This window comes from Trueperaceae bacterium (assembly GCA_019454765.1).
GTDB lineage: Bacteria > Deinococcota > Deinococci > Deinococcales > Trueperaceae > JAAYYF01.
The window spans coordinates 19,895-40,405 of the sequence record JACFNR010000025.1 but is presented as its reverse complement, the minus strand read 5'-3'; the positions used below and the strand labels follow the sequence as shown (position 1 = coordinate 40,405).

The 20,511-nt window shown below is 73.4% G+C and carries 22 protein-coding genes; 9 read left to right on the top strand and 13 right to left on the bottom strand.

Features of this window, described 5'->3' with window-relative positions; translation table 11 throughout:
* Positions 1 to 16: 16 nt before the first annotated feature.
* The 6 genes from H3C53_08420 to H3C53_08395 form a co-directional block, all read right to left on the bottom strand.
* Positions 17 to 1,213 carry a DAK2 domain-containing protein gene (locus H3C53_08420; GenBank protein MBW7916689.1) on the bottom strand — a complete coding sequence of 399 codons (1,197 nt, stop codon included), beginning with the start codon at positions 1,211 to 1,213 and terminating at the stop codon, positions 17 to 19.
* Between the two features lie 49 nt (positions 1,214 to 1,262).
* Positions 1,263 to 1,598, bottom strand: a complete 336-nt coding sequence (locus H3C53_08415; protein MBW7916688.1) for an Asp23/Gls24 family envelope stress response protein — start codon at positions 1,596 to 1,598, stop codon at positions 1,263 to 1,265.
* Between the two features lie 260 nt (positions 1,599 to 1,858).
* Entirely contained in the window at positions 1,859 to 2,053 is a 195-nt protein-coding gene (locus H3C53_08410; protein MBW7916687.1) for a heavy-metal-associated domain-containing protein, read from the bottom strand.
* A 19-nt stretch (positions 2,054 to 2,072) separates the two neighbouring features.
* Positions 2,073 to 2,540, bottom strand: coding sequence for a DUF1999 family protein (locus tag H3C53_08405; protein MBW7916686.1), 468 nt, complete (start codon positions 2,538 to 2,540; stop codon positions 2,073 to 2,075).
* Between the two features lie 59 nt (positions 2,541 to 2,599).
* Positions 2,600 to 3,421 carry a tRNA pseudouridine(38-40) synthase TruA gene (truA, locus tag H3C53_08400; GenBank protein MBW7916685.1) on the bottom strand — a complete coding sequence of 274 codons (822 nt, stop codon included), beginning with the start codon at positions 3,419 to 3,421 and terminating at the stop codon, positions 2,600 to 2,602.
* A 2-nt stretch (positions 3,422 to 3,423) separates the two neighbouring features.
* Positions 3,424 to 4,302 carry a phosphatase PAP2 family protein gene (locus H3C53_08395; protein ID MBW7916684.1) on the bottom strand — a complete coding sequence of 293 codons (879 nt, stop codon included), beginning with the start codon at positions 4,300 to 4,302 and terminating at the stop codon, positions 3,424 to 3,426.
* 160 nt (positions 4,303 to 4,462) lie between these two features.
* Between H3C53_08395 and mnmE the strand changes: the two genes are divergently transcribed.
* Positions 4,463 to 5,857 carry a tRNA uridine-5-carboxymethylaminomethyl(34) synthesis GTPase MnmE gene (mnmE, locus tag H3C53_08390; GenBank protein ID MBW7916683.1) on the top strand — a complete coding sequence of 465 codons (1,395 nt, stop codon included), beginning with the start codon at positions 4,463 to 4,465 and terminating at the stop codon, positions 5,855 to 5,857.
* A 7-nt stretch (positions 5,858 to 5,864) separates the two neighbouring features.
* On the opposite strand, the gene H3C53_08385 is transcribed toward mnmE, so the two are convergent.
* Complete coding sequence (locus H3C53_08385) at positions 5,865 to 6,479, bottom strand: DUF3809 family protein (GenBank protein ID MBW7916682.1); 615 nt, start codon at positions 6,477 to 6,479, stop codon at positions 5,865 to 5,867.
* On the bottom strand, positions 6,476 to 6,757 hold the full coding sequence (locus H3C53_08380; GenBank protein ID MBW7916681.1) for a DUF3248 domain-containing protein: 282 nt from the start codon (positions 6,755 to 6,757) through the stop codon (positions 6,476 to 6,478). The genes H3C53_08385 and H3C53_08380 overlap by 4 nt, the downstream gene beginning before the upstream one ends.
* Positions 6,758 to 6,847: 90 nt before the next feature.
* Between H3C53_08380 and H3C53_08375 the strand changes: the two genes are divergently transcribed.
* The 4 genes from H3C53_08375 to lepB all read left to right on the top strand — a co-directional run bounded on the left by H3C53_08375 (position 6,848) and on the right by lepB (position 10,904).
* Complete coding sequence (locus H3C53_08375; protein ID MBW7916680.1) at positions 6,848 to 7,837, top strand: DUF368 domain-containing protein; 990 nt, start codon at positions 6,848 to 6,850, stop codon at positions 7,835 to 7,837.
* Positions 7,838 to 7,909: 72 nt separating this feature from the next.
* Positions 7,910 to 9,175: a trypsin-like peptidase domain-containing protein gene (locus H3C53_08370; protein ID MBW7916679.1), complete on the top strand. Its 1,266-nt coding sequence runs from the start codon at positions 7,910 to 7,912 to the stop codon at positions 9,173 to 9,175.
* Positions 9,176 to 9,285: 110 nt separating this feature from the next.
* Complete coding sequence (locus H3C53_08365) at positions 9,286 to 10,290, top strand: patatin-like phospholipase family protein (GenBank protein ID MBW7916678.1); 1,005 nt, start codon at positions 9,286 to 9,288, stop codon at positions 10,288 to 10,290.
* Between the two features lie 11 nt (positions 10,291 to 10,301).
* Positions 10,302 to 10,904, top strand: a complete 603-nt coding sequence (gene lepB / locus H3C53_08360) for a signal peptidase I (protein MBW7916677.1) — start codon at positions 10,302 to 10,304, stop codon at positions 10,902 to 10,904.
* Between the two features lie 12 nt (positions 10,905 to 10,916).
* Here lepB and H3C53_08355 read toward each other — a convergent pair whose 3' ends face one another.
* Positions 10,917 to 11,504: an HDIG domain-containing protein gene (locus H3C53_08355; protein ID MBW7916676.1), complete on the bottom strand. Its 588-nt coding sequence runs from the start codon at positions 11,502 to 11,504 to the stop codon at positions 10,917 to 10,919.
* Between the two features lie 55 nt (positions 11,505 to 11,559).
* On the opposite strand from H3C53_08355, the gene pgl reads away from it, so the two are divergent.
* Positions 11,560 to 12,300: a 6-phosphogluconolactonase gene (gene pgl, locus H3C53_08350; protein MBW7916675.1), complete on the top strand. Its 741-nt coding sequence runs from the start codon at positions 11,560 to 11,562 to the stop codon at positions 12,298 to 12,300.
* A 9-nt stretch (positions 12,301 to 12,309) separates the two neighbouring features.
* Here pgl and glgP read toward each other — a convergent pair whose 3' ends face one another.
* Positions 12,310 to 14,862, bottom strand: a complete 2,553-nt coding sequence (gene glgP / locus H3C53_08345; protein ID MBW7916674.1) for an alpha-glucan family phosphorylase — start codon at positions 14,860 to 14,862, stop codon at positions 12,310 to 12,312.
* 139 nt (positions 14,863 to 15,001) lie between these two features.
* Here glgP and H3C53_08340 point away from each other — a divergent pair, with 139 nt between their 5' ends.
* Entirely contained in the window at positions 15,002 to 15,991 is a 990-nt protein-coding gene (locus H3C53_08340; GenBank protein ID MBW7916673.1) for a hypothetical protein, read from the top strand.
* Between the two features lie 31 nt (positions 15,992 to 16,022).
* Here the strand turns inward: H3C53_08340 and H3C53_08335 are convergent, their stop codons facing one another.
* On the bottom strand, positions 16,023 to 17,144 hold the full coding sequence (locus H3C53_08335) for a PEGA domain-containing protein (protein ID MBW7916672.1): 1,122 nt from the start codon (positions 17,142 to 17,144) through the stop codon (positions 16,023 to 16,025).
* Positions 17,145 to 17,206: 62 nt separating this feature from the next.
* Between H3C53_08335 and H3C53_08330 the strand changes: the two genes are divergently transcribed.
* Positions 17,207 to 17,968, top strand: a complete 762-nt coding sequence (locus H3C53_08330) for a metallophosphoesterase family protein (GenBank protein MBW7916671.1) — start codon at positions 17,207 to 17,209, stop codon at positions 17,966 to 17,968.
* On the top strand, positions 17,965 to 18,951 hold the full coding sequence (locus tag H3C53_08325; protein ID MBW7916670.1) for a hypothetical protein: 987 nt from the start codon (positions 17,965 to 17,967) through the stop codon (positions 18,949 to 18,951). The genes H3C53_08330 and H3C53_08325 overlap by 4 nt, the downstream gene beginning before the upstream one ends.
* On the opposite strand, the gene H3C53_08320 is transcribed toward H3C53_08325, so the two are convergent.
* Positions 18,948 to 19,751, bottom strand: a complete 804-nt coding sequence (locus H3C53_08320) for a hypothetical protein (GenBank protein ID MBW7916669.1) — start codon at positions 19,749 to 19,751, stop codon at positions 18,948 to 18,950. The genes H3C53_08325 and H3C53_08320 overlap by 4 nt on opposite strands.
* 135 nt (positions 19,752 to 19,886) lie before the next feature.
* On the bottom strand, positions 19,887 to 20,462 hold the full coding sequence (locus H3C53_08315; GenBank protein ID MBW7916668.1) for a ribonuclease HII: 576 nt from the start codon (positions 20,460 to 20,462) through the stop codon (positions 19,887 to 19,889).
* Between the last annotated feature and the right edge of the window lie 49 nt (positions 20,463 to 20,511).

The window sequence follows — 20,511 nt, the reverse complement described above, 5'->3', positions numbered from 1 at the left end:
GCCCGACAATCCAAACTCAGTAACCCGAGCGGCAATCAACTATTGACAGTTTCCGCTTGTCGGGCAGGAGTTCGCTCACGCGCTCGGCGGCCATGACGATGTTCTTGTTGTTGGGCATGACTATCACGGAGTGCGCGCCAACGCTGCGGACGGCGTCGGCGATGTCCTCGACGGACGGGTTGTCCGTCTGCCCGCCGCCCACCACCCGCACGCCCAGCGTCCGGAAGGCGCGGGTGACGCCGTAGCCGTTGGCGACCGCCACGGCGGCGCTGCGGGGCGGCTCGGCGTGGGCCGCGTCGACGTCGGCGAGGATCTCCGAGTGCTGCTCGCTCATGTCCTCGACCTTGGAGCGCACCATGCGGCCGTGCCGGGCCACCGCGGCGAGGAGCCGCTCGGGCTCCTCCGTGTGGATGTGCCCCTTCACGAACCCCTCGGCGCCCACCACGAGCAGCGAGTCGCCGAACGGCGCCACCAGCTCGCGGATGACGCTGGTTGGCTCCTTGACGTCCGCCAGGAGGAACTCGGTGCAGAAGCCGTACGCCTCCTCCTCGAACTGCTCCTGCGCGCGGCGCGTCACCTTGGGCGGCGGCGGCAGGTCGCGGTCCTCGAAGTAGGCGAGGATCCCGCCGAGGAGGTGGAGGTAACCGAGGGCGCCGGCGTCGACGACGCCCGCCTGCTTGAGGATGGGGAGGAGGTCGGGGGTGCGTTCGAGCGAGTCGCGACCGGCGGAGACCACGGCGCGCAGCACGTCGACGGGCACGGGCGCCCGGCCGTTGGGGCCCGCCTCGGCGCCGGTCCCCTCGAGGTGGGCCGCCAGGTACTCCTCCCCCGCCGCGGCGGACTCGCGCACCACGGTGAGGATCGTGCCCTCGACCGGCTTCATGACGGCGGCGTACGCCGAGTCGGAGCCGGCGAGGAGCGCCGCCGACAGCCCGGCGGCGTCGACGGCCTTGTGCCCCCTGATGGAGTCCGCGAAACCCTTGAGCACCTGCGACAGGATCACGCCGGAGTTGCCGCGCGCGCCGAGCAGCGAACCGTAGGAGAGGGCGCGCGCCACCTGGTCCATGCGCTCCGGTTTGTCGGCCACCAGCTGCCGCCTCACCGCCTGCAGCGTGAGGTGCATGTTGGTGCCGGTGTCGCCGTCGGGCACCGGGTAGACGTTGAGCGCGTTCACCTCCTCCACGTGCACGCCGAGCCACTCCGTGGCGAACATGAACGCCTTGGCGACCGCGTCGGGGCCCCACGCCCCGCTACGCAACCCCTCAGCCACGGCTGACCCCGACCACCCGCACGCGGACGAGGTCCAGCGTTATCCCGGCGTAGTGCTCGGCGGCGTACCTGACGCGCTCGCGCACGGAGTCGGCCACGACGGGGATGCTCACCCCGTAGGCGACGACCACGTGCAGGTCGACGTCGGCGCGCCGCTCGCCGCGCGGGTGCTCTATGACGACCCCCTCGTCCACCTGGCGCGCTCCCAGGAGGCGCCTGAGGCCCTCCGACATGCTGGCCGGGGCCATGCCCACCACCCCCGGCACCTCGTGCGCCGACAGGCCGATGATGCTCGCCAGGGCCGCGTCGGACACCCTCACCTGGTCGATGGGGCGCTCCTTGGCGTCCCCCTTCGGCTTGCCGAACGTGCCGAGTAGCCCCGGCACGGCCTTGCCGGGCGGCCGCTTCGTCGCCTCCCCCGCGGCCGGCGCGGCGCCCGCCTCCCCTCCCGTTTCGGCCTGGCGCGTGTTCTCGTCGGGCATGCCTGAGTCCTCCTGGCGCGGGCCGCTGGTCGGGTCGAAGCCCCGGCGCTCACCGTCCGCGTTCACCTGGTCGGGCATTGTACCGCCACCACCGACGCGGGCGCCCCTCACTCCATGCCGGCGAGGAAGCCGATGCGCCTGAGCGCACGGATGAGGTCCATGGCGGTCACCTCTGTCGGGTCGTACTCGACGGCCACCCGGAGGGCGTCGCCGGCCTCGACGTGGCTCACTCCGGCCACTCCCCGAAGGGCGGTCATCACCACCTCGCGCGCCTGGTCGGTGTCCATGCCGCGCACGCCCATGAGTATCCGCGCCGTGTCGTCAGGCACCGCGGGATGCCGCCCATCCCTGGCCGCGCGACCCCAGCACCAGCTGGACCGTGAGCTGGTCGTCCGGTAGGTAGCCCTCTGCCGCCAGGACGGAGCGCAACGCCTCGTCCCCGGCGGGCGTCCTGAAGAAGAGGTCGTACACGCCGGCGTCGTAGGCGCTCTTGACCAACGCCTTGACCAGCGCCGAGCGCGACGCGGCGCTCCCGCTCCGGCTCACGGCGAGGCGAGTGCCGTGCACGGTCGGCCGCTCGCCGGACCACACGGCCTGCGCCAGGAGGAAGCCGGCGACGGCCCCCTCCCGGGTCCCCTCGGCGACGAACGAGTGGCCGCTCCTCTCGAAGAAACGCAGGGCGCCGGGCGTGATGACCGGCTCCACGCCGTGCAGGGCAGCGTAGTCGGCGTCTATCGTCGCGAGCGCCTCGAGGTCGGCGTCCTGCGGCGGCCGGATCCTGATTGTCATGGGTGCGAGTATACGGCGGGGCCGTGGCGTGGCGCGCCCGGCGCCCCTGCCGGCCGCGCTCACACCGCGAGGTCGGCCGCGGCGCGCTCCGAGGTCGCCCGGTCCCAGGCGCCGTACCCGGCCTCCACGAAGTAGAGCCCCTGAGGACCGACGTTGTGACCGGCCAGGCGCCGGTCCCTGGCCGCCAGCAGGCGCGGCATGTCGGCCTGCGCGAGCTTGCCGCGGCCCACCCAGAGCAGCGTGCCCACGATCGTCCTGATCATGTTGCGCAGGAAGCCGTCGGCGGCCACGTGCAGCCTGAGTTCCCCCCGCTCCTCGCGCAGCTCGCAGAGGTGGACGGTGCGGACGGTGCTGCGGGTCTCCTGCGTGGCGAAGGTGGCGAAATCGTGGGTGCCCAGGAGGCTCGCGGCCGCGGCCTGCATGGCCGCCACGTCGGGGAGCCAGTGGACGGCCAGCAGGCGATGACGGTCGATGACCATTCCCCGCGGGTCGCCGCGCATGACGCGCAACCGGTAGAGGTAGCGCCGGTAGCGGCAGTCGAACTGCGCCTCGAAGTCGGGCGCCGCCGGCGCGAGCGTCAACACCTTGACGTCGTCCGGCAGGTGAGCGTTGAGGGCAAGGCGCAACTTCTCGGGAGGGATGGTGGAGGTCGTGTCGACGTGCGCCACCATGCCCAGCGCGTGAACGCCGGCGTCGGTGCGGCCCGCCGCCAGCACGGCGGAGTGCTCGCCCGGCAGGGCCGCGAAGGCGGCCTCCACCGTGGCCTGCACCGTGCGCTCGCCACTCGCCTGGCGCTGCCACCCGCGGAAGTCGGTGCCATCGAACTCGAGGGTCAGGCGCACGCGCCGACGCGGCGGCGCCACGGACTCAGGCCCCGCCACGCTCACGGCCGCCTGGCGCCACCCGCCGCGACCACCGGTCCACCGCTGAGCCTGAGCGCGCGGCAGGCCAGAGGCGCGACGACGGTGCCCGTCAGCGCGATGACCAGGTAACGGAGGTACGACGTCAAGGCGCCGCGCTTGAGTTCCTCGCTCAAGACGAGCGAGGTCGTCAGCATGACGGCCGCCACGAGCGCCACGCCCACCAGGCCCATCAGGAGCCGGGTGACGACCCCGCCCTTGGCGCGGTGGACTATCAGCTCCGGCCCGACGACGAACGCAGACACGGCGCTCAGCAGCACGTGCGAGTCGGGCGTGGTGACGAGGAGGTGGAGCGCCAGCGGCGCCAACGCGCCGAGCGCCACGACGGCTGCCTTGCCGGGCGACAGGGCGAGTCTCGTCACGAAAGCGGCGGCCAGCACCACCACCAGGCCGAGCGCGACGCCCGCCAGCACGTCGCGCGGGTAGTGCACCCCGAGGTAGACGCGCGACAGGGAGACGAGCACGATGAGGGCGCCCGCGAGGAGCCACGCCCAGCCCCGCTCGACGAAGCGGGCCGTGAGGAGCCAGAAGGTCGTCGCGGCCTGGGCGTGCCCCGACGGGAACGAACTGCCTGGCGCGGTCGCCGCGGCGCCGGTCCGCAAGACCGACGGATCCACCTCGAACGGCCTGGGAGCCGCGACGACGACCTTGACGAGGTCGTTGGCGTAGGCGCCGAGCAGGAACGTCACCCCGAGCCGCCGGCCGAAGGACGCATCCAAGGCCAGGTAGGCGAGCACGAGGAACACGGTGTAGGCCTCCTGCGAACCGAGGTCCGTCACGAACAGCATCACGCCGTCCAGGGTGGGAGAGGCGAGGCGCTGCAGGGCGGCGATCGTGTCCACGGTGCCTCCGGGGGCGGCGCTGAGCGCGCGGTGGCCGCGATTCTACCAGCGAAGGGGCGCGGCGGCGCCGGCCCGGCCCCCGCCCGACGGTCGCGCGGCGGCCGGGGTGCCACCATGAGGCGTGGCAACCCTACCCCCCCTCGGCGACACCATCGTCGCCATCGCCAGCGCCCCCGGCACCGGCGCGGTCGGCGTGGTGCGGCTGTCGGGTCCCGGCGCCTACGCCGTGGCCGACGTCGTCTTCGCGCCGCGGCGCGGCGGTCCACCGAGCACGCGCGCCGCCGGCCGCGTCGTCTACGGCACCGTGCGCGCGGCCGACGCCTACGTCGACGAGGCCCTGCTCCTGACCTTCCGGCGGCCTCGCTCCTACACGGGCGAGGACGTGGTCGAGATCCAGACGCACGGCGGCCCGGCCGTGCTGCGCGCGACGGTCGACGCCTGCAGGGCGGCCGGCGCGCGCGCCGCCGGACCCGGCGAGTTCACGCTGCGCGCCTACCTGTCGGGGCGCCTGGACCTCGCGCAGGCCGAGAGCGTCATGGACGTGGTGACCGCGCAGACGGACGCGGCCCGCCGCAACGCCGGTTACGGACTCAGCGGCGGCCTCACCGCGCGCCTCGGCGCCATCCGGGCCGACCTGCTCGCCGCCTACGCCGCCGTGCAGGCGGGCTTCGACTACCCCGACGAGGGGGTGCCGGAGCACGAGCTCGCGGCGCCACTGGCGCGGGCGGTGGCCGACCTGCGGGCGCTACTGGCCACGGCCGACGCGGGTCGACTCAGCCGCAGCGGGGCGCGCCTGGCGCTGCTTGGGCGACCCAACGCCGGCAAGTCGAGCCTGCTGAACGCCCTGGTGGGGTACGAGCGGTCGCTGGTCAGCGCCGACCCGGGCACCACCCGCGACTACCTCGAGGCGCCGCTGACGCTGGGCGGCATCCCGCTCGTCGCCATCGACACGGCAGGGCTACGGACGGCCGGCGACAGGGTCGAGGCGGCCGGCGTCGAGGTCGCGCGGCGCATCGCGGCCCAGGCCGACCTAAGGCTCGTGCTGATCGACGGGTCGCGGCCGCTCGACGGCGCCGACCGGCGCCTGCTCGCCGAGATCGGCTTGCTCGCTGACGGAACGACGCCGCCGGCGGTCCCGAAGGGAGCACCGGGACCGGGTGCCGAACGGACTCTGGTCGTGGCGACCAAGTCGGACCTCGCCGCGGCCTGGGCCTTGGCGGATCTCCCGCTCCCGCCGTCCGCGCCCAGCGCCATACGCGTGTCGGCCGAGTCGGGCGCCGGGCTGAGGGAGCTCGAGCAGCGGATCGTCGCCGCCCTGCTCGGCTCGGCCGCGGGTGCGGAGTACTGGGTCGGCAACGAGCGGCACGTGACCGCGCTGGAAGCGGCGCTCGAGGCGGTGGAGCGCGCCGGCCTGCAGGCGGCCGCGGCGCGCCACGACATGGCCGCCCTCGACCTGCAGGAGGCGCTGCAGGCGCTCGGCGCGGTGACCGGCCGCCAGGAGCTGGCGGCGGAGACGTTGGCGGAGATCTTCGCTCGCTTCTGCGTCGGCAAGTGATAGTCGCCTAGGCGCCGGGCTCGAGCGTGGGCGGCGCGACCGCGTGGGCCGCCGCCACGTCAACGGCCGCGACCTCCTCGAGGGCCGCCGCCTCCACGGCGCTCGGCAGGCTCTCGACGACGCGCCGCAACACGGCGGCACCCGCCAGCTCGACCATCTTCAGCAGGGCGCGCATGCCCCAGCGCTCGGCGGCAGGCAGCGCCAGGGTCACGGTCACGGTGAGCCGGTAGTCGAGCCGGCTCTGCCCCGCCTCGCCGGCGGTCACCCACGCCTCACCTCCGACCTCGGCCCAGCCGCTGCCGGGGGTCGGCGGCGGTCCCGCCACCAGTCGCGCCCCCTCGGCCGTCCGCACGATCTCGCTCGTGAACGGCAGTCGACGCGCCCCGAACGGGGCGGCGTGCACCGGCAGCTGCGCGCTGACCGTCGGCGGCGGTCCACTTGCGACGCTGAGCTCCTCCAGGAAGTCGGCGCGGCGCAGCGACCGGCCGGCGTCGCGCACGAACGCGAGGGCGTCGGTCCTGGCCAGGGCCACGGTCAACCCGAAGGCGACGTCGTGACTGAACCGCAGGTGGCGGGAACCGTCGTCGGTAGGCAGCGCGGTGACGGCCGGGCCGCCCTTCAACGCTCCCCCCGGAGACGCGGTCCCACCCACTCGACCCTGACCGTGCCGTCCTTCACGGCCTCCTCGATCTCGGCGTCCGCCGCACCGCGCAGGCGTTGCAGGCTCTGGAAGAGCTCCGCGCTAGAGGCGAGCCCGACCCTCACGGTGACCGGACCGTCGTCGTTCGCCCTGCCTATGCGCCAGAGCAGGTTGGAGGCCAGTTCCTCTAGGGCCCCCGCCTCGACCCCGAGGTCGGCCAACGTCTGCTCGAGTCTGGCGTGAAGCGTCGTCTCGCTCATGACTTACCCGCCCGAAGGGTACCCCATGCGGCGGCCGGCCGTCACGGCCGCGCCGCCGGCGCCCGGGTGAGGGCGTGCTAGCATCCGCGCGTGCCCGCACCGCCCGATCCCGCCGGCTCACGTCCCGACCTCACGCCCCCACCAGCGACGGACCGCCCGAGACCGCTGGTAACCTACCTCAAGGGGTTCGCGATGGGTTGCGCCGACATCGTGCCCGGCGTGAGCGGCGGCACCATCGCCATGGTCGTCGGAGTGTACGAGGGGCTGCTCGGGTCGCTGAGCGCCCTGTCGAGTGGCGACTTCCTGCGCCACCTGACGCGAGGGCGGCTCGGCCGCGCCTTCGAGGCGATGAACGGAGCGCTGCTCTTCCCGCTGCTGGCAGGCATCGGCACGGCGCTCGTGACGCTATCGCGGGTGATAGGCCACCTGCTCGCCACCTACCCCGGCTACGTCATGGCGGTGTTCTTCGGCCTGGTGACCGCCTCCGCCCTGGTGGTCGGGCGCCGCGTGGCGCGCTGGCGGACCTTCACGGCCGTGGCGCTCGCCCTCGGGGCCGGGCTGGGGCTCGTCGTCGTGACCCTCACGCCGGTCGAGACGCCTTCCGGCACCGCTTTCCTGTTCGGTTCGGGCTTCCTTGCCATCTGCGCGATGGTCCTTCCGGGCATCTCGGGTGCGTTCGTGCTCGTCCTGCTCGGGAAGTACGACCTGGCGCTCTCGGCGCTGGCGCGCTTCGACCTCGGCGTGATCGTCCCCATCGCGCTGGGAGCGATGGTCGGCCTCTTGTCGTTCGCGCGTCTCCTCTCCTACCTGCTCAAGCGCCACCGGGACCCGATGCTCGCCCTCCTCACCGGCTTCATGGTCGGTAGCCTCTACAAGGTCTGGCCGTACGTCTCGCCCGAAGGCGGCGCCACCTGGCCGTGGGCGGCGGGGGGCGCCGGCGCCGCGCTCCTCACGGCGGGACTGGTCGTCGTCGGCGCCGTAGTCGTCCTGGCGCTCGAGCGCCTCGGCAACCGCGCCGCGATGTCGGCTCGTTCACGAAGCTCATTCTCATCTACGACCCGCTTCACGCCGCGGCGCTAGGGTGGCTCCAGGACGCCGGCGCCCCCAAGCGCCGCGCGCCGGGCCCCGCCGTGGGGCCCTTGGAGGAGTACCGTGCGCAACCGCCGCATCATCACGCTCACCGCGGCCGGGCTTCTGCTCGCCGCGGGAGCCGCCGTCTGGCTCCCGTCTAGGTCCGTCTCGGCGCAAGCGACCACCACCCCGCAGGCGACCTCCGCCCTCCTGCCCGACGAGCAGAACACCGTCGACATCGTGCGCCGCTGGGGGCCGAGCGTCGTGGCAGTGAACGTCGAGGTCCGCGGCTCGCGGATCAACCAGATCCCGCTGCCGTTCCAGTTCCCGCCCTTCAACGACCTGCTGCCGCAGCAGCAGCAGGTGCAGCAGAGCACCGGCTCAGGGTTCGTGATCGGCAGCAACGAGATCGTCACCAACTACCACGTGGTCAAGGACGCGCTGGTGGAAGCAGGCGTGGACACGGCCGACGGCGCCAGCATCAAGGTGGTGTTCGCCGATGTCGACGAGGAGTACGCCGCGACCGTCGTCGGGGCCGACCCGGACTACGACCTGGCGCTCCTGCGCCTCGTGGACGACAGCAAGATGCCGGCCGACGCGCTGCCGCTCGAGCTCGCGGACAGCACGGCGGTCATGGTCGGGCAGAAGGTGATCGCCATCGGCAACCCGTTCGGCCTCCAGTCGAGCGTGTCGCAAGGCATCGTCTCCGCCATCGGGCGCGAACTGCCCTCCATCGGTCGTATCGAGATCCCGATGGTGCAGACGGACGCCGCCATCAACCCCGGCAACTCGGGCGGACCACTGCTCGACTCGGCCGGCAGGCTGGTGGGCGTGAACACCATGATCGTTCCCGGCATGACCAGCAACGGGAGCGCCGGCAACATCGGCATCGGGTTCGCCGTGCCCAGCCAGCTGCTGGCGGAGGCCCTGCCGCTCATGCGCGAGGGCGGTCTGGTCGGCCAGTACGCCCAGAACATCGCGGTGGCGAACGGGCCGCGCATCGGCATCTCCGTGGTCGACGTGGCGTCGTTCCCGGCCGAGGCCCGCAAGGCGCTCAACCTGCCCGACCACGGCCTGATGGTCGTCCAGGTCGAACCGGGTGGACCGGCCGAGGCGGCCGGCCTGCAGGGCCCCGCATACCAAGCGAGCATCGGCGGTCAGACCTATCCCGCCGGTGGCGACATCATCCTCGAGGCGAACGGCGCGACGCTCAAGACGGGTGCCGATATCCAGAAGCTGCTCGTCGGCGCCAAGACGGGCGACGTGATGACGCTCAAGGTCTGGAACAACGGGGCGACCCGCGAGGTGAAGGTCACCCTCGCCGTCGTCCCGCCGCAGGGCGCCTGACGGGGTCCCTGAGCGGGCGCCTCCCGGGTCACCGGCCCGGGGGGCGGTCCGCCCCGCCAGCGTCGCACGCGCCGGGAGGAGGTATCCCGGCGCGTGCTAGCATCACGGCGATGGAGCGTGCAGGACGTCACATCTGCGTCGGTTTGGTCCTGTCGGGCGGCGGGGCCCGGGGCTTCGCGCACATCGGCGTCTTGCGAGCGCTGGAGCGCGCCGGCGCCAAGTTCGACGTGGTCGCCGGCACGTCGATGGGCGCCATCCTGGGAGCGATCTACGCGACGGGCGCCACCGCCGAGGAGCTCTACTTGCTCGCGCACCGCACCAACTGGCGCGACGTGGTCGACCTGTCCCTCAAGACCGGCCTGCTGAAGGGCGACCGGCTGGAGGGCTTCCTCGGCGAGATCCTCCCCGCCACCTTCGACGAGCTGAAGCTGCCGCTCGCGGTCGTGGCGACCGACATCGAGTCGGGCGAGGAGGTCGTGATGAGCGACGGCGACCTACTGGCCGCCGTGCGCGCCTCGGCCTCGTTCCCGGGCGCGTTCGAGCCAGTCCACCTCCAGGGTCGCACCCTCGCCGACGGCGGCATCGTGAACAACCTCCCCGTCAACGCAGCCAGCTGGCTTGGCGCCAACCGCGTCATCGCGTCGGACGTCACGCCGCCCCGACAGTCCGTGTACGTGTCGTCTCAAGGCGACGAGGGCAGCTGGTGGGACCGGATGGTCGCCACCGTCAAGCTGGAGCGACGCAACCCGATGGCGCAGATGCTGTTCCGCGCCTCCGACATCCAGCAGTCGATCCTGGTCGACATCCACGCCAGCATCCACCCGAGCGACCTGCGCATCCGCATGGCCATGCCGCACTACCGCATCGAGTCGTTCACTAGCTTCGAGGAGATCGTGTGGGAGGGCGAACGCGCCGCCGAACGGGCGCTCGCTGCCGCGGGCGGTTGGGCGGGGGTGTTGGCGCTCAACTCGCCCGCCGGGTCCGATGCGGGAACGGACCCGGCGCCGGACGCCGAGCCGCAGGCGACCGCCGGGAAGGGCACCCTCGACACCGGCCTCACGGCCATGCGGAGCACCCTCTCGCGCGTCGTCGGGCGGGGCGGCAAGAAGGGCTGACGGGCCCGCGCGTGCCCCGGCCCGCCCTGCGCGGCGCCCTGGCCGTCCTCGTCGGACTGGCGCTCGGCGTGGCCGTGACCCAGCTGGGCGCGACCGTGCTCCGCGTGAGCGGCGAGAGCATGGCCCCCACCTTCCACACCGGTCAGCTCGTGGTCGTGATCAGGCCGCCCCTCCACGCCGCCCTCGAGCGGTCGGGGCTCCTCGGGCCGTTGACCGCCGACGGGAGCGTCGTGGCCGTGACCGACCCCACCGCGGCGGGCTCCGGAGCCGCCGCCCCTGCCTGGCCGTTCGCGCCCGCCCTCCTGTTGAAGCGGGTGGTGGCGACGGGCGGGCAGACGATCGCGTACGCGCGGGGCGCGCGGCTCCTCGACGGGGCGCCCGCCTCCGAGCCGTGGTTGTCGCAGGGCCGCGCGGGCGGCGCCGACGTGGCGCCCGTGACGTTGACGCAGGACGAGCTGTTCGTGGTCGGCGACGACCGGCGGCCCCTCGCCTCGCTCGACTCGCGCAGCTTCGGCCCCCTTCCCGCCGGCGCCGTGCGGGGTGGCGTCGTCTGGGTGCTGCGCTGGCCGGTGGGTCCGTCGGGGTGGCGCTCGCCCGTCGCGGCCGTGCGCTGACCCGTCCCGGCCTCAGGTCGAGGGCGAACCGTCCAACCCGAGCTCGGCCGCGCGGGCCTGCATGGCGGCGAGGACGAAACCCATGTGCTCGTCCAGATCCACGCCGAGCTCCGCGGCGCCCTGCCGCACGTCGTCGCGGTTCACGCCGCGAGCGAACGCCTTGTCCTTCCACTTCTTCTTGAGGCTCGAGAGCGTGAGGTTGCGGACGTCCCTGTCGGGCCTGACCAGCACCGCCGCCGTCACCAGCCCGGTCAGCTCGTCGCAGGCGAACAGCACCTTGGCCAACAGCGACTCGCGCGCGACGCCGGTGTAGTCGGCGTGCCCGAGGATGGCGTCGAGGACGAGGCGCGGGTAGCCGCGCTCCTCGAGCTCCCGCACGCCCACCCAGGGGTGGCCGTCCCGGCCCCGATCGGGGTTCAGGTGCCGCTCGTAGTCGAAGTCGTGAAGGAGCGCGGCCACCGCCCACGTCTCCTCGTCCTCGCCGTACTTGGCGGCGTACGCCACCACCGCGGCCTCCACCGACAACATGTGCTTGCGGAGGCTCTCGGACGGCGTCCACTCCTCCATGAGGCGCAGGGCCTCTCCTCGCGTGTGGGTCATGAGCGAGTCTACTATCGACCCCGGCGGGGCGAGGGGCGCGCCGCTATACTCCGGCATGACCGGACCGGAGATCGTGCGGACGAACGATGTTCCGAGAGGCGCCCTGCCCCTCGTGACGGAAGCGCTCACGCGGGCCGTGGCGGCGCGTGGCCGGGCGTTCCTCGTCCTGGCCGGTGGCTCCACCCCCCTGCCCCTCTACCACCACCTGGTGGGGGCGGACCTGCCGTGGGACCGCCTCACGTTCCTGTGGGGCGACGAGCGCTTCGTGACGCCCGACATGCCTGGTAGCAACGCGGGTGCGGCCATGCGGGCGCTGCTCGACCACGTGCCGGTGCCGGAGGCGAACATCCATCCGTGGCCGATACTGTCGACCCCGACGGCCTCGGCGGCCGCCTACCGCGGCGTGGTGGAGGGGCTGCTCGGAACCGAGCCCGTGTTCGACGTCACGCTGCTCGGCCTCGGTGCGGACGGGCACACCGCCAGCCTCTTCCCCGGCACGGGCGACGCGCTGCGCGAGGAGATGACCCTCGCCACGACCGCTCCCGCCACGGCGAGCGTGAGGGACCGGCTCACGTTCGGGGCGACCGCGCTGAGCCGGAGTCGGCTCGTGCTGTTCCTGGTGAGGGGCGCCGACAAGCTGCCGGCGCTGACGGCCACCTTCGGCCGGTACGCACCGAGCGTGGCGCCTGGCCGGCCCCTGACGCCGGCGGCCGCGCGCGAGCTGGACGAGCACCCGGCGCGTGCCGTCGGGGCGTTGGAGCGCCTGCTCGTCGTCACGGACCAGGAAGTCGCTTAGGGGCCGGCCTCAGGCCGGCGCCGCGGCCCAGGTGATGGCGTGGGAATCGAAAGGCGAGGCGAGCGCCGGGTGCGTGGCGTAGGCCCTGACGCCGTAGACGAGCCTGCCGCTGACGGCCGGGCGCACCAGGGCCCGGTAACGCCGCGCCGCGCCGGCGTCGCCGCCGGCCAGCGGCTCCATCGCCACGCGCCCCAAGGAGGTGTCGAGACCCTCCGCCTCCGGGCCGTAGACGACCTCGACCACCACCTCGGCCGGGTCAAGCCCCGCCAGGTCGACGGTCGCCGTCACCTCGAGCGCGTCGCCAATCTCTGAGCGGGCCTCCACCATGGGTCGGGCCTGCACCGTCACCTTGGGCCAGCGCTCGGCCACCCGGGCGCGCCAGGCGGCCAGTTCCCGCGCCGCCGCGTGCTCGTTCGCCGCCAGGGCGCTACCGCGGGCACTGGCCGGGGCGTAGTAACGCTCCACGTACTCCTTGACCATGCGCAGGGCGTTGAAGCGCGGGGTGACGCTGGCGATGGCGTCGGCAACGCGCGTCAGCCACGCGACGGGCACGCCCTCCTCGTCGCGCTGGTAGTAGAGCGGGACGACCTCGCGCTCCAGCAGGTCGTAGAGGGCGTCCGCGTCGGCCACGTCGGAGCGGGCGTCGTCCTGGAACGTGCGCCCCGCGCCGATGGCCCAACCGTTCACGCCGTCGTACCCCTCCGGCCACCAACCGTCGAGGATCGACAGGTTGAGGACCCCGTTCATGGCGGCCTTCATGCCGCTCGTGCCCGACGCCTCCAGGGGCCGCCTCGGGTTGTTGAGCCACACGTCGACGCCGCGCGTCAGGGCGCGCCCGATGGCCATGTCGTAGTCCTCCACGAACAGGACGCGGCCGTGGAACCGCTGGTCGCGGGACAGGTTGTGGATCTGCGCGATGAGCTGCTGTCCCTCCTGGTCGGCCGGGTGCGCCTTGCCCGCGAAGACGAGCTGCACGGGGCGCTCGGGAGCGGTCATGATGGTCGCGAGGCGGTCGAGGTCGGAGAAGATCAGGGTGGCGCGCTTGTAGCTCGCGAAGCGCCGGGCGAAGCCGATGGTGAGCGCCTCGGGGTCGAAGAACGAGCTCGAGTCGTGGAGCTGGGTCGGCGTGGCCTCGTGGCGGTCGAGCTGGCTGAGGAGGCGCCTGCGCAGGAAGCGCACGCTGCGCGCCTTCATGGTACGCCGCGCCCGCCAGATGTCCGAAGCCGGCAGCGCCCTGACGGCCGTCCAGGCAGTCGGGTCGTCGATGTGGTCGCGCCACTCCGGTCCGACGGCGCGCTCCACCAGGTCGGCCACGTCGGGCGCCGCCCACGTGGTCACGTGAACGCCGTTCGTGACGTGGCCGATGGGGACCTCGTCGACCGGCACGTCGGGCCAGAGCCGCGCCCAGATGTGCCTGCTCGTGTCGCCGTGCAGGGCGGCGACGCCGTTGCGGCCGCTCGAGAACCTGATGGCGAGGGCCGGCATGCTGAAGACCGGGCCCCAGCCGAGGTCGGCGCCGCCCAGGTCGTGGAACGCCCCCTGGTCGAGCCCCAGCCCGGTCCAGAAGGGGCCGAACGCCTGGTCGACGAGGTCGAAGCCGAAGGCGTCGTTGCCTGCCGCGACGGGGGTGTGGACAGTGAACAAGGTGTTCGCGATGACGGCCTCGCGCGCGGCGGCGAAGTCGAGTCCGGCCGCGACCAGCTCGCGGCACCGTTCCAGCACCGAGAAGGCGCTATGGCCCTCGTTCATGTGCCACGCGGTCGGAGTCACGCCGAGGGCCCGCAGCATGCGGACGCCGCCAAGGCCGAGGATCATCTCCTGCGCGACGCGGGTGCGCTGGTCGCCGCCGTAGAGGCGGGCGAGGAGCTGGCGATCCTCCGCGCCGTTGGCGTCGACGTCGACGTCGAGCAGGACGACCCGCACGCGCCCGACGCGCGCCTCCCAGGCGGCGACCTCGACGTCGCGACCGAAGAGGTTCACCGTCACGCTAGCGCGCCGGCCGTCCGGTCCTAGGGCCGGTTCGAACGGGAGGGCCGCGGGGTTCGAGCGCAGGTAGACGGCCTCCTGGCGCCCATCGGGGCCGACGCGCTGGTGGAAGTACCCCTCGCGGTAGTAGAGGCCGACGGCCACGAGCGGGACCCCGAGGTCGGAGGCCGCCTTGGTGTGGTCGCCCGCCAGCACGCCCAGGCCGCCGGAGTAGAGGGCGATGGCCTCGCTCCACCCGTACTCGGCGCACAGGTAGGCGTAGACGTGCCCGTCATGCCCGGCGGCGTCGAACCAGGTGCGGCGCGTCAGGTAGCCGCGGAACTGCTCCATTACGGCGGCGTAGTCGGCGAGGAAGTCGGGGTCGGCCGCGGCCGCGTCGAGGCGCTCCTGGTCGATGTCGCGCAGCAGCGCGACGGGGTTGTGGTGGCACCCCTCCCAGAGCTCCCGGTCGAGGCGCCGGAAGAGGCGGCGCGCGTCGGACTGCCACGACCAGTAGAGGTTGTGCGCCAGCTCGTCCAGGCCGGCGATCGGCTGGGGGAGCTTGGGTAGGACCGTCAGGTTGCCGAGTATTCTCATCGGTGTCACTCGCTTCCGGTGCAGGTTGGGGGGTGCGGCGGCGCGTGGCCGCCAAGGGCCCCGCCGCCGGCAGGCCGCCCACTTTACCACCAGCCCGGCGCAGCTCCGGCGGGCGCCCGGGCCGGTTACGCTGCACCTCATGACAGGGACGCTGCCACGAGCACTCGCCGCGCTCTGCCTCCTCGCGCTGACGGCGCCGACGGTGGCGGCGCAGCACGCGCGCCTCGAGGCGCGCCTCGAGGCGAGCCTCGCCGCGCGGGACGCGCAGGCGCTCGGCTTCGCGGTGCGCTTCGAGGCCATGAAGGTCGAGGGCGGCACCGCCACGCTCGAGCTGGGCTACGAGGGCGGCGCGGCCCGCGTCGGCCTGGGCGTGGCGGCCAACCGGGCCTTCGGGCCCCTCGGCAACGTGATCGTCGAGGGGTGGGGGGCGCTGCGCACGGACGCGGCGGCCGAGGGGCGCCTGGGCGCGCGCGGCGTGGTGGGCCCCGTCGCGGTGCGCGTGACGGCGGTGGCGTTCGGCGCCCGGCCCGCCGCCTTCCGGAGCGGTTTGGTGGCCAGCGCGGAGCGTCCGGTCCTGGCGGGCGCGGCACTGGGCTTCCAGGTCGGCCTGACGGCCCGCCTCGACCGCAACCTGATCCTCGAGTTCGACCCGGAACTCTACCTGGCGGGCGGGGCGCACTGGCGGGGCGAGGCGCGCTTGCGCCTCCTCAAGCTCTTCGGCGACAACGAGTTCGACCTGGTCGCGCGCGGCTACGCCGGCCCGGGCGGGGCGAGCCGCGACGCCGCCGTCGGCATCGGCGTGACGCTACCGCGCGGCCGCGCGCCCGACTGGAGCTTCGCCGCGCTGGTCGGCTGGTCGCCCGCCGGGCCCGCACTTGGCGCCAGGGCTTCGCTGGCCGAGGACCTGGGGCCGGCGCGCGTCGGCGTGGACGCCGCCTTCGAGCCGTACCGCCACGACGTGGCGGCGCTGCGGGTGGCGGCGTCCGCGTCGGTGCCGGCCGCCGGTTACCTGGGTGGCGGGCGGTGGGAGGCGGGGTTGCAGGTGGCGACGGACGCTGGGGACACGAGCGCCGCCGTGCGGGGGACGGAGCTGGCCCTCACCCTCGCCCTGCGCCTACCCATGGAGTGACGTCCCCGCCCGACGGCCGCGCCGGCGCGCCCTACTCCGCGACCAACTCGCCCGTCTTGAGGTCGAGGCGGTAGACGCCGTGCTCTGGCACCGCCCTGAGGTACGTGCGTGACTCGCGCGACTCGCGCAGCTCGAAGGTGCGCAGCCCCGGCTTGATGCCGGCCGCGTAGGCGCCCGGTTGGATCATCCCGTCGATGTAGATGAGGACCTCGCGCCGTTCGTCCCAGTAGACCAGGGGGTCGGCGGCGGGGTTCAGCTCGCGCTCGACGCGCGACACGCGGTAGTTGCGAACGAGCACGTCGATGACCTCGTCCTCGAACCCCTCGCGCGTCAGGGTCACGCGGTGCGTGCCCGGTAGGGCCGCCAGCGTGAGCGGGCTCGCCCCGACGGGTACGCCGTCGAGGGACACGTTCGCCCGAGGCGTGGCCAGGACCTGGATGCTGCCGCCCGAGATGGCCGTGAGCACGACGTGCACGAAGGCCGTGTCGGCCCCGCGCAGCTCCACCATGCGGACGTCTGGCAGGAACCCCTCCTTGCGGACCTCGAGCTGGTAGCGGCCGGGCGCCGCCATCACCACGTCCAGGTGAGAGGTGCGTCCGAGCGCCACCCCGTCGAGGAACACCTGGGCGTCGGCCGGCTCGCTCGAGACGAAGAGGCCCGCGTCGCCCTTCACAAGCTCGAGGCGCGCGCTCGTGAAGGCCGCCACCGCGGCGGCCAGCTCGTCGACGGTGGGACGCATGCCGGCCGGGTCGAGCGGGAGGCTGATCAGGTCGCTGCTGCGGTCCTTCTCGGCGTCGACCACGATGATGTTGATGGCGTATCCGCTGCCGTCCCCCGACTGCACGAGCGACAGTTCACCGCTCACCGCGTAACGCGCCTGATCCAGTTCGGCGATGAGCATCGCGAACTCGGGTTCGAGGCTGCCTGCTATGCCGGGCGTGATCAGTTCGCCGTTGCGGACCTCGAGGCCGGTGGCCGCGCCGACGGCGGAGCGGAACGCCGCCATGAACCGACCCACCAGCTCCTCGGGAACGGCGCCGCGAGTCCCGAAGGTGGGCACCGAGACCTGTGCGGCTGCTGATGTGAACGCCGTCACGATGAGCAAGGCGAGGCCCACCCAGACGTGACGGACGCGGCGGGGACGATGGCGCACCCCCCAAGTATAGCCGCTGCCACCGTTCCTCCAGGGCCCCGAAGCCCTGGTACCATTGCCGCATGCGTTACCTGGTGCTGAGCGACGTCCACGCCAACCTGCCGGCCCTCGAAGCGGTCATCGCGGAGGCCAAGGGACGCGGCTTCGACGCCACCATCTTCCTGGGGGACGCCGTCGGTTACTACCCGCACGCCGAGGAGGCGGTCCAACGCCTCATCGAGCTCGACCCGGTGGTCCGCATCCTCGGCAACCACGACTCGGCGCTCCTCGACCTGGCCCAGGGCGACTTCGGCGACCACTGGGCCGCCGGCATCGTGATGAACGTTCTCGAACGGCAGTTGGTCACCCTGAGCGGCGACTCCCTGCGGTTCCTGCAGAGCCTGGAACGGCGCCACGTGGCGCGCGGCTTCGAGGCCGCCCACGGCGCGCTCAGCCACGACTGGGAGTACCTGTCCACCCTGACGACGGCGCAGGCGAACGTCGGCCTCATGTCCGAGAAGCTCCTGTTCGTGGGGCACACCCACGTGCCCAAGCTCTTCGCGACGACCAGCAACGGCTCGAACGAGCTGTGGCGCACGGTGTCGTTCCGCGACGCGCGCGAGACGTCCTACCGTATCCCTCCCCTGGCCCGCGTCATAGCCAACCCGGGTGCCGTCGGGCAGCCCCGCGACCAGGTCCCACTGGCCTCGTACTTCATCTTCGACGCCGGCGCCGGCGTCATCCACCACCACCGTGTCGACTACGACCTCAAGTCGGTCCAGCTCGACGTGGTGGCCGCCGGGTACCCAGAGATGCTCGCTTCGCGCCTGGAAGCCGGCAGGTGACGTCGGCGCCGCCCCTCGCCCCCGTCGGTCACGACGCCGTCCTGACGGAACTGACGCGACTATGGGGCGCGGGGCGCGGACCGCGCACGCTGCTCTTCGCCGGACCACAGCAGGTGGGGCGGCGCCTCGCGGCGCGCTGGCTGTGCGCGCTCGTCAACTGCTCGGAGCGCGCTCCGGGCGCCGGTCCGTGCGGCGGGTGCGAGAGTTGTCGCCTGCTCGCCGCCGGCACCCACCCCGACCTGAAGGAGGTGGCGCCCGCCGCGACGACGGGCTCCGGCCGCGCCAAGCGCGATCCCGAGATCCGCATCGATCAGCTCGTGAGGCGGGAACAGGGCGACCCCGAACCGTTGGGGCCGTGGCTGGTCACTCGGCCGCGCTACCGGGTGCGGGTGGGTGTGATCGACCAGGCGGGCAGCATGAACGCGGCCGCCGCGAACTCGTTCCTCAAGATGCTGGAGGAGCCGCCAGCGTGGGCGCTCGTCGTCCTCGTCGCGGCCGGCCCCGAGGAACTGCTCCCGACCGTGGCGTCGCGCTGCGTGACGATCCGCTTCGGCGCGGTGGACCCGGCGGCGGCGCTTCACGCGCTCGGGACCGACGTGGCAGCGGCAGCGCTTGAGGGTCACCCGGCGCTGCGTCTCGGCCAGCCGGGCGCGCTGCTCTCCTCCCTGGACGCCGCCCTCGCCACCGAGGCTGCGCGGGCAGCGGCCCGGGCCTTCGCTTCTGCGCTGACCGGCGACCTGCTTGAGGCGTTGACGGGGGCCGAGGGGCTGGCCAAGGCGGTGGCGGCGGCGGCCGACGCCGGCACGCTGCCAGGTCCCCTCGGGTGGCTGAGGGAGCTGCTGCGCGACCGGCCACCCGCCGCGTACGCGGCGGCCCTCGACGAGATCGACGCCTGCGAGCGCGCCATCGCGGCCTACGCGCAGGTGCCGCTCGCCTGCGCCGTGCTCGCGCTGCGCCTGCGGCAGGTCGGCGTGGCCGGCTAGGCGCTGCCCCCGCGCATCCGGCTGACCTCGTCGGCCGGGAACTCCACCACTCCGCCCTCGTCCGTCTTCAGCTCGACCGTGCCCTTCAGCGGGTTGAGCTTCACGACCCTGCCGCAGGTGCCGCTACCGTCGTGGCACGCCTTGGCTCCCTTGCGCGGCATGCCCTTCAGGAGCTCGCGGTACATCTCGTGCTCGTACTGCAGGCAGCACATCAGCCTGCCGCACGGGCCGCTTATCTTCTCCGGGTTGAGGGGCAGCTGCTGGTCGCGCGCCATGCGGATGCTGACGGCGTTGAAGCTCTGCAGCCACGTGCTCGAGCAGTTGCCGTCGCCGCACACCCCGAGGGCGCCCAACATGCGCGCCTGGTCGCGGGGGCCGATGTTCGCGAACTCGATCCGCGCGTCGGTGTGCGCCACGAGCTCGGCCGCCAGCACGCGCAACGGCGCCGGCTGCTCGCTCGTGTAGCTCACCACCAGCAAGGTCTCGTCGATGTTGAACTCGACGGCCACCACCTTCACGCTGGGGTCCGCCTGCCGCGCCCGCGCCTTGAGCAGCCACTTGAGGTCCTCGGCCTTCGCCTTGAGCTCCTCGTAGCGGGCGATGTCATCGCCCTGAGCGTCACGCACGTAGTGCCCCTGCGGCTTGGCGACCTCGGTGGCGCCGGTCCGCACCAGCGCCAGCTCCAGGCCGCGCCGCGTGGTCACCACGCAGCGCGTCCCCGGCGCCGGGATGGTCGGCGGCGCCTCCATGTAATGGATCTTCGGCCCGTTGTCGAACTTCACACCGATGCACTCCGGCATGGTTGTCGCTCCTAACGTTGGTCCCGCCCCGGCGCCGCGCGGCCGCCCCGCCGCTGCTCCGGCCGGCAGCGCCGCGGCGCTCCGGGCTCACCTCACCGCCGCGCCGTGCGGCGCGCCCTCGGGTGCTGCGCCATTCTACGGGTCGGGTGCGGCCGGCGTGGTCGCGGTGGGGCTCATCACTCGCGCGAAGGTGACGCGGTGCTCTGGGCACGGTCCCAGCCTGGCGATGGCCGCCACGTGCGCCGCCGTGCCGTAACCCTTGTGGCGCTCGAACCCGTAGCCGGGGTACGCGGCCGCCAGCTCGACCATGTGCGCGTCGCGCACGGTCTTGGCGAGGATGCTGGCGGCCGCCACCTGGCAGGATCGCGCGTCGCCCGCCGCCACCGCGAGCTCGGGCAGGTCGAGGCCCAGCCGCAGGTAGTCGGTGACGACGCCGTCGGCGGCCGGCTCGAGGGCGGCGATGGCGCGGCGGGCGGCCAGCACCGTGGCCGCCAGTACGTTCAGCTCGTCGACCTCGCGCGCGCTGGCGAAGCCGACGGCGTGCGCCACCGCCTCGCCCCGCAAGCGGGCTGCCAGGTCGGCGCGCCTGGCGGCGCCGAGGGTCTTGGAGTCGCGGTACGGCAGCGATGAACCGGCCGGGAGGATCACCGCGGCGGCCACGACGGGCCCGCATAGGGCGCCGCGGCCCGCCTCGTCGACGCCCGCCACCAGGCGGAGGCCGCGGTCCCATAGGAGCGCCTCGAGCGACCAGTCGGGCCCC